Annotated in this window: 14 protein-coding genes and 1 tRNA gene; 8 read left to right on the forward strand and 7 right to left on the reverse strand. The window is 72.3% G+C overall.

Features of this window, described 5'->3' with window-relative positions; all coding sequences use genetic code 11:
- Window positions 1–18: 18 nt before the first annotated feature.
- Window positions 19–2724, forward strand: coding sequence for a penicillin acylase family protein (locus tag ACGFML_RS22440; protein WP_393546234.1), 2706 nt, complete (start codon window positions 19–21; stop codon window positions 2722–2724).
- Window positions 2725–2851: 127 nt separating this feature from the next.
- Here ACGFML_RS22440 and ACGFML_RS22445 read toward each other — a convergent pair whose 3' ends face one another.
- A complete protein-coding gene (locus tag ACGFML_RS22445) occupies window positions 2852–3475 on the reverse strand; it encodes a 5-formyltetrahydrofolate cyclo-ligase (protein ID WP_393546235.1) in 624 nt (207 codons plus the stop codon).
- Window positions 3476–3587: 112 nt separating this feature from the next.
- Between ACGFML_RS22445 and galU the strand changes: the two genes are divergently transcribed.
- The 7 genes from galU to ACGFML_RS22480 all read left to right on the forward strand — a co-directional run bounded on the left by galU (window position 3588) and on the right by ACGFML_RS22480 (window position 8889).
- Entirely contained in the window at window positions 3588–4490 is a 903-nt protein-coding gene (gene galU / locus ACGFML_RS22450; protein ID WP_393546237.1) for a UTP--glucose-1-phosphate uridylyltransferase GalU, read from the forward strand.
- A gap of 4 nt (window positions 4491–4494) precedes the next feature.
- Entirely contained in the window at window positions 4495–5811 is a 1317-nt protein-coding gene (gene glp, locus ACGFML_RS22455) for a gephyrin-like molybdotransferase Glp (RefSeq protein ID WP_393546239.1), read from the forward strand.
- A 150-nt stretch (window positions 5812–5961) separates the two neighbouring features.
- Window positions 5962–6444: a cyclic pyranopterin monophosphate synthase MoaC gene (moaC, locus tag ACGFML_RS22460; RefSeq protein ID WP_393546241.1), complete on the forward strand. Its 483-nt coding sequence runs from the start codon at window positions 5962–5964 to the stop codon at window positions 6442–6444.
- On the forward strand, window positions 6441–6941 hold the full coding sequence (locus ACGFML_RS22465) for a molybdenum cofactor biosynthesis protein B (protein ID WP_393546243.1): 501 nt from the start codon (window positions 6441–6443) through the stop codon (window positions 6939–6941). Before moaC ends, ACGFML_RS22465 begins: the two co-directional genes overlap by 4 nt.
- A 14-nt stretch (window positions 6942–6955) precedes the next feature.
- Window positions 6956–7570 (forward strand): GNAT family N-acetyltransferase, encoded by a 615-nt coding sequence (locus ACGFML_RS22470; protein ID WP_393546244.1) that lies wholly within the window; start codon window positions 6956–6958, stop codon window positions 7568–7570.
- 151 nt (window positions 7571–7721) lie between these two features.
- Window positions 7722–8741, forward strand: coding sequence for a hypothetical protein (locus tag ACGFML_RS22475; RefSeq protein ID WP_393546246.1), 1020 nt, complete (start codon window positions 7722–7724; stop codon window positions 8739–8741).
- A gap of 75 nt (window positions 8742–8816) precedes the next feature.
- Window positions 8817–8889: transfer RNA gene (locus ACGFML_RS22480), tRNA-Ala, on the forward strand.
- Between the two features lie 148 nt (window positions 8890–9037).
- Here the strand turns inward: ACGFML_RS22480 and ACGFML_RS22485 are convergent.
- The 6 genes from ACGFML_RS22485 to ACGFML_RS22510 form a co-directional block, all read right to left on the reverse strand.
- Entirely contained in the window at window positions 9038–10318 is a 1281-nt protein-coding gene (locus ACGFML_RS22485) for a glycosyltransferase (RefSeq protein WP_393546248.1), read from the reverse strand.
- A gap of 108 nt (window positions 10319–10426) precedes the next feature.
- Window positions 10427–11215: a MerR family transcriptional regulator gene (locus ACGFML_RS22490; protein ID WP_393546250.1), complete on the reverse strand. Its 789-nt coding sequence runs from the start codon at window positions 11213–11215 to the stop codon at window positions 10427–10429.
- Window positions 11216–11390: 175 nt separating this feature from the next.
- Window positions 11391–11786 carry a GntR family transcriptional regulator gene (locus ACGFML_RS22495; protein WP_393546252.1) on the reverse strand — a complete coding sequence of 132 codons (396 nt, stop codon included), beginning with the start codon at window positions 11784–11786 and terminating at the stop codon, window positions 11391–11393.
- A 142-nt stretch (window positions 11787–11928) separates the two neighbouring features.
- Complete coding sequence (locus ACGFML_RS22500) at window positions 11929–12918, reverse strand: ABC transporter permease (protein WP_393546254.1); 990 nt, start codon at window positions 12916–12918, stop codon at window positions 11929–11931.
- Complete coding sequence (locus ACGFML_RS22505) at window positions 12915–13859, reverse strand: ABC transporter ATP-binding protein (RefSeq protein WP_393546255.1); 945 nt, start codon at window positions 13857–13859, stop codon at window positions 12915–12917. Before ACGFML_RS22505 ends, ACGFML_RS22500 begins: the two co-directional genes overlap by 4 nt.
- Window positions 13860–14067: 208 nt before the next feature.
- Window positions 14068–14568, reverse strand: coding sequence for a GNAT family N-acetyltransferase (locus ACGFML_RS22510; RefSeq protein ID WP_393546257.1), 501 nt, complete (start codon window positions 14566–14568; stop codon window positions 14068–14070).
- Window positions 14569–14798: the final 230 nt, after the last annotated feature.

Raw genomic sequence — 14798 nt, forward strand, 5'->3', positions numbered from 1 at the left:
GCCCCTCGAAGGACAGAGATGCCCGCCAACAAGTCCGGCCCAGCGCCAAAAAAGAAGAAGGGGCGGCGCGGCCGCCTCGTCGCCATCACGGTCGTGCTGCTGCTCGTGGCGGGCATCGGCTTCGGCGCGTACTGGGGCGTGAGTACCGTCCGGGCCTCGTTCCCGGAAACCACCGGCTCGCTCAAACTGCCCGGTCTGACCAACCCGGTGGACGTCTCGCGGGACGCCAACGGCATCCCGCAGATCTACGCGGACACCGATGAGGACCTCTTCCGCGCCCAGGGATACGTCCAGGCCCAGGACCGCTTCTGGGAGATGGACGTCCGCCGGCACATGACGTCCGGCCGACTGTCGGAGATGTTCGGCAAGGGTCAGGTCAAGAGCGACGAGTTCCTGCGCACGCTCGGCTGGCACCACGTGGCGCAGAAGGAGTACGACACCAAGCTGTCGCCCAGTACCAAGAAGTACCTCCGGGCATACTCCGACGGCGTCAACGGCTACCTCAAGGAGCACCAGGGCTCGGCGCTCTCCCTGGAGTACGCGGCGCTGGACTTCCAGAACGACTACAAGCCCGAGAAGTGGACGCCGGTCGACTCGGTCGCCTGGCTCAAGGCGATGGCCTGGGACCTGCGCGGCAACATGCAGGAGGAGATCGACCGCTCCCTGATGACCAGCCGGTTCACGCCGGAGCAGATCAAGCAGCTCTACCCGGCGTACCCGTACAAGCGGAACCGGCCGATCGTCGAGGGCGGTTCGGTCGACCCGGCCACGAAGAAGTTCCGGCCCAAGGGCTCGGCCAATGCCACCCCGGCCGGCAGCGCCGCCGTCGGCCTGCAGTCCCAGCTGTCCTCGCTGTCCAAGACCCTCGACAAGGTCCCGGCACTGCTCGGCCCCAACGGCAACGGCATCGGCTCGAACTCCTGGGTCGTCTCCGGTGCGCACACCACCACCGGAAAGCCACTGCTGGCCAACGACCCGCACCTGGCGCCCCAGATGCCCTCGCTCTGGTACCAGATGGGCCTGCACTGCCGCACCACCGGCCCCAAGTGCAACTACGACGCCTCCGGCTTCACCTTCTCCGGCATGCCGGGTGTCGTCATAGGTCACAACCAGAACGTCTCCTGGGGCATGACCAACCTCGGCGCCGACGTCTCCGACCTCTACCTGGAGAGGATCAGCGCCGACGGCTACCTCGACGACGGCAAGCAGCGCCCGTTCCGCACGCGCAAGGAGACCATCAAGGTCGCCGGCGGGGACAGCCGCCACATCACCGTCCGCTCCACCGGCAACGGACCGATCGTCTCCGACCGCGACGGCGAACTGGCCGACGTCGGCAAGGACGCCCCGGTCGGCAACGCCGCACCGGACCGCGGCGACGGCTACGCCGTCTCGCTGCGCTGGACCGCCCTGGACCCGGGCAGGTCCATGGACGCCGTCTTCGAGCTCGACCGCGCCAAGGACTGGACGGGCTTCCGCAAGGCCGCCGCACACTTCGAGGTCCCCTCGCAGAACCTGATCTACGCCGACACCAAGGGCAACATCGGCTACCAGGCGCCCGGCCGGATCCCGGTCCGCGGCGCCGGCGACGGCACCTACCCGGCGCCCGGCTGGGACCGGAAATACCGCTGGACCGGCTACGTCCCCCAGCAGGCCCTGCCGTACGAGTACAACCCCGCCCGCGGCTACATCGTCACCGCCAACCAGGCCGTCGCCGACGAGAAGTACCCCTACCTCCTCACCAAGGACTGGGGCTACGGCTCCCGCAGCCAGCGGATCAACGACCTGATCCAGTCGAAGATCAAGGACGGCGGCAAGGTCTCCACGGACGACATGCAGACCTTCCAGAAGGACAACAGCAGCGAGATCGCCCGGCTGCTCACCCCGTACCTGACGAAGATCGACATCAAGGACAAGTACGTCCGCGACGCCCAGCAGCTGCTGGACGGCTGGGACTTCACTCAGGAGCCCGACTCCGCCGCGGCCGCCTACTTCAACGCCGTCTGGCGCAACACCCTCAAGCTCGCCTTCGGCAACAAGATGCCCAAGGAACTGCGGCTCGAGGGTCAGTGCCTCACCGTCCGCCCGGCCGACGAGACCGGCCCCGCCGACGACCTCGAGAAGCTGGTCCGCGAATGCGGCGAGCGGGCCGCCGACTCGGCGCAGCCCGACGGCGGCGACCGCTGGTACGAAGTGGTCCGGAAGATCCTGGACGACCCGAACAACGCCTGGTGGAAGACCGAGGACCGGCCCGGCCACCCCGGCGACCGCAACCGCGACCAGCTCCTCGCCGAGGCCATGAAGGACGCCCGCTACGAGCTGACCGCCAAGCTCGGCAAGAACATCGACAACTGGAGCTGGGGCCGCCTCCACCAGATGTACCTGAACAACCAGACCCTGGGCACCGACGGCCCCGGCTTCCTCCAGGGCCTGTTCAACCGCGGCCCCTGGAACGTCGGCGGCGGTGAGGCCGCGGTCGACGCCACCGGCTGGAACGCCGCGGGCGGCTACAAGGTCACCTGGGTCCCGTCCATGCGGATGGTCGTCAACCTCGCCGACCTCGACAAGTCGCGCTGGATCAACCTCACCGGCGCCTCCGGGCACGCCTACAGCGCGCACTACTACGACCAGACCGACAAGTGGGCCAAGGGCGAACTGCTGCCCTGGGCGTACAGCGAGTCGGCGGTCAAGAAGAAGGCGAAGGACACGCTGACGCTGTCGCCGTAACGGGCGCGGAGCGCATGCACGCCGTCGGGCGGGCCGGAGCACCTCCGGCCCGCCCGACGGCGTTGCGGCCTCAGGACGGCGTTGCGGCCTCAGGACGGCGTTGCGGCCTCAGGACGGCGTTGCGGCCTCAGGACGGCCGGTGGAAGCGGTGCACCGCCGTCGGTGTCACCGCCGCATGCACCGGCCGATCGTGCGCCTCGACCGGCACCGTCCCACGCACCTCCGTGTCGTAGAGCAGCACCACCAGAGACGCCCCGGACCCGGCCCGCTCCAGCCGCGCCAGCACCCGGTCGTAGGACCCGCCACCCCGCCCCAGCCGCAGCCCCCGCCCGTCCACCGCCAGGCCCGGCAGCAGCACCACATCGGCCTGGGTGACGGCCTCCGGGCCGAGCCGCTCACCGCCCGGCTCCAGCAGCCCCCAGCCGGCCGGCACGAGCCGCTCGGCGCCCTCGTACGGGGCCCAGTCGAGATCGTTGTCCGGCAGCAGTACGGGCAGCAGCACCCGCACCCCGGCCTCCCGGAGCTCGTCCAGCAGCGGCCGGGTCGCGGGCTCCTGCCCGATGGAGACGTACGCGGCGACGGTCAGCGGACCTCCCGCGGCGGGCGCCGTCGCGACTCCCGCGGGGCCCTCCCGTCGCCGCGCCGCCCGGAACTCGTCCAGCTCCCACGTCCGCCGGGCCAGCGCGGCGCCCGTCGCCGCGACGACATCCCGCGGCAATGATCTCCTCACCTCCAGGAGATCGCGCCGCAACCTGCGCTTCCTATCGTGACCAGAGTTCACTTGTGTGCCCTTGCTCCCGCTCTCATGCTCTATTCACCAGACCCTCATCATCGTTCCGATAGGGCCGGTTATGGTGTCGCGCATGACCCCATCGCACACGCGGATCAGCAAGGCTGTCATCCCGGCAGCCGGCCTCGGCACCCGGTTTCTCCCTGCCACCAAGGCCACGCCCAAGGAGATGCTCCCGGTAGTCGACAAGCCCGCCATCCAGTACGTGGTGGAGGAGGCGGCCGCCGCCGGACTCTCCGACGTCCTGATGGTGACCGGCCGCAACAAGCGCCCCCTCGAGGACCACTTCGACCGCAACTACGAACTCGAAGAGGCCCTGCACCGCAAGGGCGACGAATCCCGCCTCGCCAAGGTCCAGGAGTCCAGCGACCTCGCGACCATGCACTACGTACGGCAGGGCGACCCCAGGGGCCTGGGCCACGCCGTGCTGTGCGCCGCGCCCCACGTCGGCGACCAGCCCTTCGCGGTCCTCCTCGGCGACGACCTCATCGACCCCCGCGACCCGCTGCTCCAGCGCATGGTCGAGATACAGGAGCAGCACGGCGGCTCCGTCATCGCCCTCATGGAGGTCGACCCGTCGCAGATCCACCTCTACGGCTGCGCGGCCGCCGCCCCCACCGGCGAGGACGACGTGGTCGTGGTGTCGGACCTGGTGGAGAAGCCCGACCCCGCCGAGGCCCCCAGCAACCTCGCGATCATCGGCCGCTACGTCCTCGACCCGGCCGTCTTCGAGGTGCTGCGCAAGACCGAGCCGGGCCGCGGCGGCGAGATCCAGCTGACCGACGCCCTCCAGGCGCTGGCCGCCGATCCCGCCCTCGGCGGACCCGTACACGGTGTCGTCTTCAAGGGCCGGCGGTATGACACCGGTGACCGTGGCGACTACCTGCGTGCCATTGTCAGACTGGCATGCGAACGTGAGGACCTGGGCCCGGACTTCAGGGCCTGGCTCCGCAGTTATGTCACCGAGGAGATGTAAGACGTTGAACGGCACCACCGACCAGACCCGCCACCAGGACCGCGTCTGGTCGGTGGCCGAGCACCTCGACGACGTCCTGTCGAAGATCCCTCCGCTGGAGCCGATCGAGCTGCAACTCCTCGATGCCCAGGGCTGCGTCCTGGTCGAGGACATCACGGTTCCCGTGGCCCTGCCGCCCTTCGACAACAGCTCGATGGACGGCTATGCCGTCCGCGTCGCCGATGTCGCGGGCGCCACCGAGGAGTTCCCCGCCACTCTCACCGTCATCGGCGATGTCGCGGCGGGCAGCGGCGAGCCGCCCGCGGTGGGCCCCGGTGAGGCGGCCCGCATCATGACCGGGGCCCCGGTGCCGCCCGGTGCCGAGGCCGTGGTGCCCGTCGAATGGACCGACGGTGGCACCGGCCAGGGCCCGGCCGCCGGCATGCGCGCCCACAGCGCCGCCCCCGAGGACGCCACCGGCGAGGTCCGCGTCCACCGCCCCGTGACGGCGCGCGCCCACATCCGCGCACAGGGCAGCGACGTCTCCGCGGGCGAGCCGGCGCTGCGCGCGGGCACGGTCCTCGGCCCGCCCCAGATCGGCCTGCTCGCCGCGATCGGCCGCGGCACGGTCCGGGTACGGCCCCGCCCCCGGGTCGTGGTGATGTCGACCGGCAGCGAACTGGTCCAGCCGGGGGAGGCGTTGGGCCCCGGCCAGATCCACGACTCCAACAGTTTCCAGCTCACCGCCGCCGCCCGCGCCGCCGGGGCGATCGCCTACCGCGTGGGCGCCGTCGCCGACGACGCCGAGACCCTCCGCGCCACCCTGGAGGACCAGCTCATCCGCGCCGACATCCTGGTCACCAGCGGCGGCGTCAGCGTCGGCGCGTACGACGTGGTCAAGGAGACGCTGACCGACCTCTCCGCCGAGGAGGGCATGGTCGAGTTCCGCAAGATCGCCATGCAGCCCGGCAAGCCCCAGGGCTTCGGCCTGGTCGGCCCCGACCGCACCCCCCTGATGGCGCTCCCCGGCAATCCGGTCAGCTCCTACGTCTCCTTCGAGATCTTCGTCCGCCCCGCCATCCGCACGCTGATGGGCCTGCCCGACGTCCACCGCCCCACGGCCCGCGCCGAGTGCACCGAGCCGATCGCCTCGTCCCCCGAGGGCAAGCGGCAGTTCCTGCGCGGCTCCTACGACCCGGACACCGGCCGGGTCGCTCCGGTGGGCGGCTCCGGCTCCCACCTGATCAAGGCCCTCGCGCACGCCAACGCCCTGATCGTCGTCCCCGAGGACACGACCGAGGTGGCCGCCGGCGACGAGGTGGACGTCGTCCCGCTCGCCTGAGGGCTGTCCCTCGGTCCGCGGCACACCGCGCGAGCCCGGAGGCGTCCCCGCCGCGGAACACCTCCGGGGCTCTGCGGGCACCCCCTGCCCGCCTGCGGGTACGGTGTCGTCCCACAGGCGCGGCACGGCACGGTCCGGACCAGGAGAACGATGAGCAGCGGCCAGCAACACCTCACCCATATCGATGCGGCGGGCGCGGCCCGGATGGTCGACGTATCGGAGAAGGACGTCACCGCCCGCACCGCCGGCGCCCGCGGCCGTGTCCTGGTGTCACCGCAGGTCATCGCGTTGCTGCGGGGTGAGGGCATGCCGAAGGGCGACGCCCTGGCCACCGCCCGGATCGCCGGCATCATGGGCGCCAAGCGCACCCCTGAGCTGATTCCGCTCTGCCACCCCCTCGCCGTCTCCGGCGTGAAGCTGGATCTGACGGTCACCGACGAAGCGGTCGAAATTGCCGCCACCGTCAAGACCACCGACCGCACCGGCGTCGAAATGGAGGCGCTCACCGCCGTCTCCGTCGCCGCCCTCACCGTGGTCGACATGGTCAAGGCCGTCGACAAGGCCGCGGTCATCTCCGACATCCGCGTCGAGGAGAAGACCGGCGGCAAGTCCGGCGACTGGAGCCGGTCGTGAGCCCCGCCCGCGCCCTGGTCGTCACGGCCTCCAACCGCGCCGCGGCCGGCGTCTACCCCGACAAGGGCGGCCCGCTGCTCGCCGAGGGCCTGACCGGCATGGGCTTCGCGGTCGACGGCCCGCAGGTCGTCCCCGACGGCGACCCGGTGGAGGCCGCCCTGCGCGCCGCCGTGGCGGCCGGCTACGACCTCGTCCTGACCACCGGCGGTACGGGCATCTCGCCCACCGACCGCACCCCCGAGGCCACCCGCCGGGTCCTGGACTACGACGTGCCCGGCATCCCCGAGGCCATCCGCGCGGCCGGCCGCGACAAGGTCCCCACCGCGGCTCTCTCCCGCGGCCTGGCGGGCATCGCCGGGCAGACCCTGATCATCAACCTCCCCGGCTCGACGGGCGGCGTCCGCGACGGCCTCGCCGTACTCGCCGACCTCCTGCCGCACGCCGTCGACCAGATCCGCGGCGGCGACCACCCCAGACCTACCGGGAGCCCGAGCTGAACGCGTCCTGGCCGGTGGTCCTGACGGACGGCGACGTCGCCCTCCGCCCGATAAGGCTGCGCGACCAGCGGCCCTGGCGGGAGGTCAACCGCCGCAACCGCGACTGGCTGCGTCCCTGGGAAGCCACCATCCCGCCGCCCCCGCCGGGCATCGCCTCGCCGCACCGCCCCACGTACCGTCAGATGGTCCGTCATCTGCGTGCCGAGGCGCATGCCGGCCGGATGCTGCCGTTCGTCATCGAATACCGCGGACGGCTCGCCGGGCAACTGACGGTCGCCGGCATCACCTGGGGCTCGATGTGCTCGGGTCATATCGGCTATTGGGTCGATCAGGAAGTCGCCGGCCGCGGCGTCATGCCCACTGCCGTGGCGCTCGCCGTCGACCACTGCTTCCGCTCCGTGGGGCTGCACCGCATCGAGGTCTGTATTCGGCCGGAAAACATCCCCAGTCGCCGCGTGGTGGAAAAGCTCGGCTTCCGCGAGGAGGGCATTCGGCCGCGCTATCTGCACATCGACGGCGGCTGGCGTGACCACGCGGTATTCGCCCTGACCGCGGAAGAAGTGCCGGAAGGTCTGCTCAACCGCTGGCGGCAGCACCGGCCCAGTGCACCGGGCACACCCCACAAATAAAATGAATGTTCGAATACGTGTCCGGCCTGGCCGGATTCGCCGCCATGGCCTCCCTACAATCACAAAAAAAGTTCGAGATATCAGCCAGATCGTGCGACACACCGGCCCAATTGGCGGATGGCCCCGCGCAAACCCCTCTACCGTGTGAGTTGTGAGAAGCAGCGGCCTCATCTACGCAGTCATCGTCGGGGCCTGGGCCGCCTATTTGGTGCCGATGTGGCTCCGTAGGCAGGACGAGCTCAACGAAGCCCGTCCGACCGAACGCTTCAGCACTGCCATCCGGCTCCTGTCCGGACGTGCGGCCATGCAACGCCGTTACGACAAGGGGCAGGACGAGCGCCCCGCCGACGATGCCGGCGACGAGCAGCACCCGGACGCCCCGGCCGACGAGGCGGACGCCGGGTCCTTCGACGACCCCGCGCAGGCGCCCGCGGCGCACCCCACCCGTGTGCAGCCGGCCCCGCCGCGCCCGTCCCTCGCCGAACGCACCAAGCGGGCCAAGGTTCTCGCCCGCCGCCGGCGCACCATCACCGTCCTCTTCCTCGCCTTCACCGTCGGCGCCATCGCCGCGGCTGTCGGCGGCCTCGCCTTCCTCTGGGCCCCCGCCGCCCCCGCCGCGCTCCTCACCGCGTACATCGTCTACCTCCGTGTGCAGGAGCGGCGCCGCTTCACCTTCACCATGGACCAGCGCAGCGCGGAGGCGGCCGCGCAGCGGCTGCGGGAGGGCAGGCGCCGCCCCCAGTCGGCGGCCGACCAGCCGCCACTCGACGACCAGCGGGCCGATGCCCGCGCTGACGCCCCGGCCGAGCCCGTCGCGGAACCGCCCCGCCCGGCGACCCCCGCGCACACCGCCGGCCGGCGCGCTCTCGTCGAGGAGACCGACCACGCCGAGTGGGTCGACCAGCAGCGCGAACGCGAACGCCCCCGCCCCGCCGCAGGCACCTGGGAGCCGGTCCCGGTCCCCCTTCCCACCTACGTCACGGCCCCGGTCGCCCCCCGTGCCACCAGCCACATCGACCTCGACGCCGAGGGCGCCTGGAGCTCCGCCCGCTCCAGCGCCGCCCCCGACCATCCGCAGGAACCCCCGCAGGCCGAGCGTCGCCCCCGCGGCCGCACCCCGCTCTTCGACCAGTACGAGGACGAGGACCGTCCCCGTGCCGCGAACGAGTGACGCCGCTCCGCTGACCAGCATCGGAAGCGATTTCCGAGCACCGCGACCGAGATGCTAGAGTTTCACTCGTCGCAAGGGCCTGTGGCGCAGCTGGTAGCGCACCTCGTTCGCAACGAGGGGGTCAGGGGTTCGAATCCCCTCAGGTCCACAGCGTTTGTCGAAATCCCGTCCGATCTGGTTGATCGGGCGGGATTTTGGCGTTCCCGGGGGCCGGTGGCCGTGGCCGGCGGGGTCGAAGTGTCCGTCGGTGTGCGGGCGTTGCCGGATCGGCTGGGGAAGGGGTGTGCGGAGACGCGTCAGGGGGTCCGGTCGGCCAGCCGGGCCACCGCATCGAGGACGGCGCCGGCGCCGTCCTCGGCGGCCAGACGGTGGGCGGCGTGGGTGGCGCGTGCGGTGAGGGCGGGGTCCGTGGTGGCCCGGGTGATGGCCGCGGCGAGGCGGGTGACGGCGTCGTCGGCGGTGAGCCGCGGGAACGGGAGCGGGGCGGTGGCGGCGCCGAGGGCGGCGAGGCGGGCGGCCCAGAAGGGCTGGTCGGCGGTCACCGGGACGGGGACGGTGGGGACGCCGGCGCGCAGGCCCGCTGCGGCGGTGCCCGCGCCGCAGTGGTGGACCACGGCGGCCGTGCGGGGATAGAGGAGGGCGTGCGGGACGTCGCCCACGGTGAGGACGTCGGGGGTGCCGGCGGCCTCGGCGGTCAGGTTCGCCCAGCCGGACTGGAGGATGCCGCGGACCCCGGCGCGGTTCAGGGCCCGTACGGCGAGGGAGCTCAGCCGTGCGCCGTCTCCGGACGCCATGCTGCCGAGACCGATGACGACGGGCGGTGGACCGGCGGCGAGGAAATCCTCGACGGCGGGCGGGAGTTGGGCGTCGGGGGAGTGCCAGGGCCACCAGTTGCCGACGACCTCCAGGCCCGCGCCCCAGTCCGCGGGGCGGGGCACCAGGACCTCGCTGAAGCCGTGCAGGACCGGTCGGCCGGCCGCTTCGGCGCGACGGCGGACGGTACGGGGTGCGGCGGGCGGCAGGCCGAGACGGGCGCGGAGGTCGCGGGTCGCGTCGGCGTAGAGGCGGTCGACGACGCGGCGGGAGAGGTGTCCGGCGGCACGGTTGCCCCAGCGGCCCAGGGAGCGGCCGCCGCTGACCACGGGGGCGAAGTCGCCGGTGGGGGCCTGGGGTACGAGGGGCAGGTCCAGGCAGGGGATGTCCAGCGCCTCGGCGAGGTGCCGGCCGAGCGGGGCCGTGGTGGTGGAGAGCAGGAGGAGTTCGGTGTCCGGGTGGGCCGCGTCGGCGATGCCGCCGCCCAGCTGCCGGACGAAGGCGGCGGCCCGGCGCAGCAGCGCCCGGTTGCCCGCCGGGGAGGCGGACGGGTGCCCTTCGGCCGTCTCCCCGGCGGCGGGGCGGGTGGTGCGCGGGTCGGCGGGGAGGGGGCGGAGCTCGAGGCCGGCGGCCCGTACCAGCGGGGCGTGGGTGTCATGGGTGGCGAGTGCGACCTCGTGACCGGCCTCCCGGAGGCGGGCGCCGACGCCGGTGTACGGGGCGACGTCGCCGTAGGAGCCGGCGGCGGTGATCAGGATCTTCATGGGAGGCGAACCCTCAGGTGCTGGTGGGCGGACGATGGGCCGGCCGGGCGGCCGGGTGCCGGAGGCGGCGCGGTACGCCGCACGCGATACGCGGGCCGGGGCCGCCGGTCAGGCTTCCTCGGGGGTGTCCGGCCGGTGTACCGCGTTGGCGTGGACGGCCGTGCGCAGATACCCGGCCAGGCCGGGGCGCTGTTCGGTCGGCGGGACGAGCAGGGCGAAGGCGCGGGGGTCGGCGGCGAAGTCGTCGGCTATCCGGCCGTGCATGGCGGTGGGGCACGGGGTGAACCAGCGGGTGAGGTGCTGTCGGTGTTCCTCGGCGAGGTCCATGGCGCGCTCGCCGTCCGCCGGAGCGCCGGCGTCGAAGGCGGCGGTCAGACGCCCGCGCCAGGCGGCGGACTCGGCCATGATGTGCGCCCAGTCCTCCTTGGAGTGCGCGGCGGCCCGCGCCATGGAACGCCGATGCCCCTCGCTGTGCTGCCACTTGAGGTGGGCGTCGGTGGCGTAGCTCAGGTCGAAGGCGACCTCGCCGAAGACCTCGAACCGCTCCTCGGGCGTCAGCGCGACGCCCGTCTGCTGGACCTCGATGGCCTGCTCGGCCACCTCGACGAGGCGCTGGAGCTTGGCGATCCGGCCGGTCAGGAGGCGGTGCCGGGACCGGAGGTGGTCCAGGGCGTCGGCCTGGGGGTCCGCCAGGACGGTGGCGATCTCGTCCAGGGGGAAGCCGAGTTCCCGGTAGAAGAGGATCTGCTGGAGGCGGACGAGGTCGGCGTCGCCGTAGCGCCGGTAGCCGGCCCGGCTACGGACGCTGGGGGAGAGCAGGCCGACCTTGTCGTAGTGGTGCAGGGTGCGCACCGTGACCCCCGCGAAGCCGGAGACCTGCCCGACCGAGTAGCTCATCGCACGCCCTTCGTCCCGTTGCCCCCGGTGCCGGTGCACCGTGGCCGTGCCGTCGTTCAGGGTGGAGCCCGACGTCGGGTGAGGGTCAAGGGGGGGCGGGACGAAGGGGCGGGACGAAGGGGCGGGACGAAGGGGCGCGGTGTGGGTCCGGCGCGGGAGGCCGAGGGCCGGGGCCTCACCCCGACGAATACCGCTCCTCCAGTACGGAGTTCAGCACGGCGCGGACGTCCTCCCGGTCCAGCCCTGCCGCCCGTGCCCGGTCCATCCAGGCGCACAGTTCCGCGCGCAGCTGGGAGTCCGCCGCGGACGTGGGGCGGGCGAGGGTGCGGCTGACGAACGTGCCGAGGCCGGGGCGGGGCTCGACCAGGCCCTCGCGTTCCAGCTCGCGGTACGCCTTGAGCGTCGTGTTCGGATTGACCTTGGTCGTCGCGGCCACCTGCGCGGCCGTCGGCAGGCGGTCGCCCTCCACCAGGACGCCCAGCCGCAGGGCCTGCTGGACCTGCTGGACGATCTGGAGGTAGGTGGCGATGCCGCTCCGGCGGTCGATCCGGAACTCCACGGCGCTCACCACCTTTCTGCTTCCGCCGGGCCCGGGCCACCCGGCCGCGGGCCGGGCCGGCACCGCTTGATGATCGGGCGGCCCGTGCCGGGTGTCAAAGCGCCGGCCCCGGCACGCCGGTGCAGGTCCGCCGGCCGGGCGCCCGAAGTGCCTTTCAGAGCGGCCGCCGGCGGACCCGCCACACGATCAGTGCGAGCACGATGACGGTCAGCGCCAGCAGGATCCCCGCGCCGCGCCACTGCATCCCGGCCATCTGGTCGAAGTCGAAGTACTGCGACACACGGTCGACGATTCCCAGCTTGGCTTCGCAGGCCCGGTCGCTGCAGGTGCCGAAGCCGTAGAGCTTGCCGTCCGCGGTGGACACCCACTGGTCGATCTCCACGGCGCCGGCAGGCAGGGAAGGGGGGTTGGCGGAGTGCTCGGGGTAGATCATGCTGCGGAAGGCGCCGAGGTGGACGCGCACCTTCTCCGACCAGATGATGTCGACGCCGAAGGAGACGAACAGGGTGGCCGCCATCGCGGGGACGACGCGCTTGATCAGCATGCCCAGGCCGATGCCGCAGGCGGTCAGGAAAAGGGTCATGGCTGCCAGGCCGGGGCCGGTGACCTCGACGGCGTAGGTGAGCCAGTCACCGTCCAGCGCCAGCTCGTGGGCCGGATACCACAGCCAGTGGAAGGCGAGGGCCAGCAGCGCGGCGGACACCGCGGCCGCGGCCAGCGGCAGGCCGAGGGCGGCGGCGAGCCAGCGGGTGCGGCCGACCGACTGGGTCGTGGCGAGTTTGATGGTGCCGTGTTCCTGCTCGCCGGCGATCAGGGGGGCGCCGAGGAAGACGGCGACGGCGGTCGGCAGGTAGTCCAGGAGGTTGCGGTAGCGCTCGAACATCGGGGCGAATTCGGTCTGGAACTTCGTCTCCGTGTCGCCGCTGCGGCTCGTGCCGTGGGCGTGCAGGAAGTCCATCAGGCCGATCCGCTCGTAGGCGAAGAGCGCGCAGCCGCCGACGGTGATCAGCAGTCCGGCGATCAGCAGGTTGCGGTGCCGCCGGTAGACGAGCCAGGGCAGTCCGCGCAGCAGGCGCCGGCGCGGTGCGCCGGATTCCGTCAGGCCGTTCGCCGGGGAGGCGGGGGGCGTCGTGGTGGTGCTCATGCCGCAACCTCCTGCGGGCCGTCGATACGGGCCTCGTTCGCGATCAAGATGGGTGCGTCGGGGGAGCGGAGGTAGCCCAGCAGGACCTCCTCCATGCTGGGGACGACGGTCTCCCAGCTGTCGGAGACCGGACCCCTCGGCCGGATCAGAGCGGTGAACTGCCGCCCCGAGACCCGGGATTCGATGACGGTGTGCTCCCGGGCCAGTTCCTCGGGGACGCCGTCCCGGCCGCCCTCGCCCGCGGCCATCCCGGTCACCAGCAGATGCGCCGGTACCAGTTCGTCGGTCGGGCCCGCCATCCGCAGCCTGCCCTTGGTCAGGACGACGAGGTAGTCACACATGTCCTCGATCTCGGTGAGCATGTGGGACGACATCAGGACGGTCGTGCCGTGCTCGGCGGCCTCGGCCATCAGCAGGCCGGACAGCTCGTGCCGGGCGAGCGGGTCGAGGTCGGACATCGGCTCGTCGAGCAGCAGCAGATCGGGCCGCTTGCCGAAGGCGAGCGCGAAGGCGACGCGGGTGCGCTGGCCGCCCGAGAGGGTGCCGATCCGGCCATGGAAGGGAAGGTTGCCGGAGCGGACGATCCGCTCGGCCAGCGCCTGGTCCCAGTGCGGGTTCAGCTCGCGGCCCATGCGCAGGGTCTCGGCCACCGTGAAGCGCGGGTAGAGGGGCTTGGCCTGGGCCAGGAAGGCGATCCGTTCCAGGACGGCGGGGTCGTCGACGGGCACCCCGAAGAGCTTCAGGCTGCCGGCGGTCGGCTGCACCAGCCGCGTCGCGGCCCCCAGGAAGGTGCTCTTGCCGGCGCCGTTCGGGCCGACCAGCGCGCAGATGCGGCCGGCCGGGAGGCGGAAGGAGCAGTCCTGCAGGGCCCAGCCGCGGAGGAATTTCTTCCCCAGCCCCACCGACTCGATGGCCCATGGGCTCGGGTTCGGCTCACTCACCGGGTCCCCCCTTTCACTAGTGAGTTAGTGGATTAGTGGAATGAGTATGGGGAGCGGTGCGTGAGAGTGTCAAACGTCAGCCGGGACGGCGGACGGCGAGCAGGCGGCAGAGACGGCAGGCGGCAGGCGGCAGGCGGCAGACGGCGGGCGCGGCCGGATGGCCGCGCCCGCCGTCGCAAACCCGGAGGGGTGGGGTGGTGGCGGCCGCTCAGCCGCCCGCCACCAGGGACTTCGCCATGCACCGGCTGTCCTCGTACGTCCGGTACAGCCCGAACTTCGTCACCGGCGCGTAGCCGCTGGAGGCGTACAGCGCCAGCGCCTCGGGCTGCTTGATGCCGGTTTCCAGCACCATGCGCGCGCGGCCCGCGGCCCGCGCGTCCGCTTCCAGGGCCGCGAGGATTCGCCGGGCCAGGCCCAGGCCGCGCGCCTGCGGGACCACGAACATCCGCTTGATCTCGGCGTCACCGACCGCATAGCCCTCGTCCGCGTCCTCCTGGTGCCGCCAGCCGCCGGTGGCCAGCGGGCGGGCGCCGTCGTAGGCGATCAGATACCTGCCCCGCGGCGGAGCGAACATCGCCGGGTCGAGCGGTGTCACGTCGCCGTCGCCGCCGTAGCGGCGGGCGTACTCCTGCTGGACCAGGTCGTCGAGGGCGACGGCGTCCGGGTGGTCGTAGCGGACCGGGCGGATCTCGACGGGGCGTGTCTCCATTCCAGAAATCGTACGGGTGAACGGGTGCGCGGCGCGAGGACGCATGGGGGGGAAGGGGCCGTGCCCGGATGCGCACCGTGACGTCACACAACGTGTGTAAAGCACTCGCCATCTGACCTAGGGAACGCGAGGCGCCCCCGGTGGGAGATTCCGCCGGGGGCGCTGCTGCTTCGGTTGCATCCAGACGTCGTGATCGCCGCCTCGCCATTCGATCAGGTTGTGGTCGTCGA

Source organism: Streptomyces sp. NPDC048650 (genome assembly GCF_043199095.1).
GTDB lineage: Bacteria > Actinomycetota > Actinomycetes > Streptomycetales > Streptomycetaceae > Streptomyces.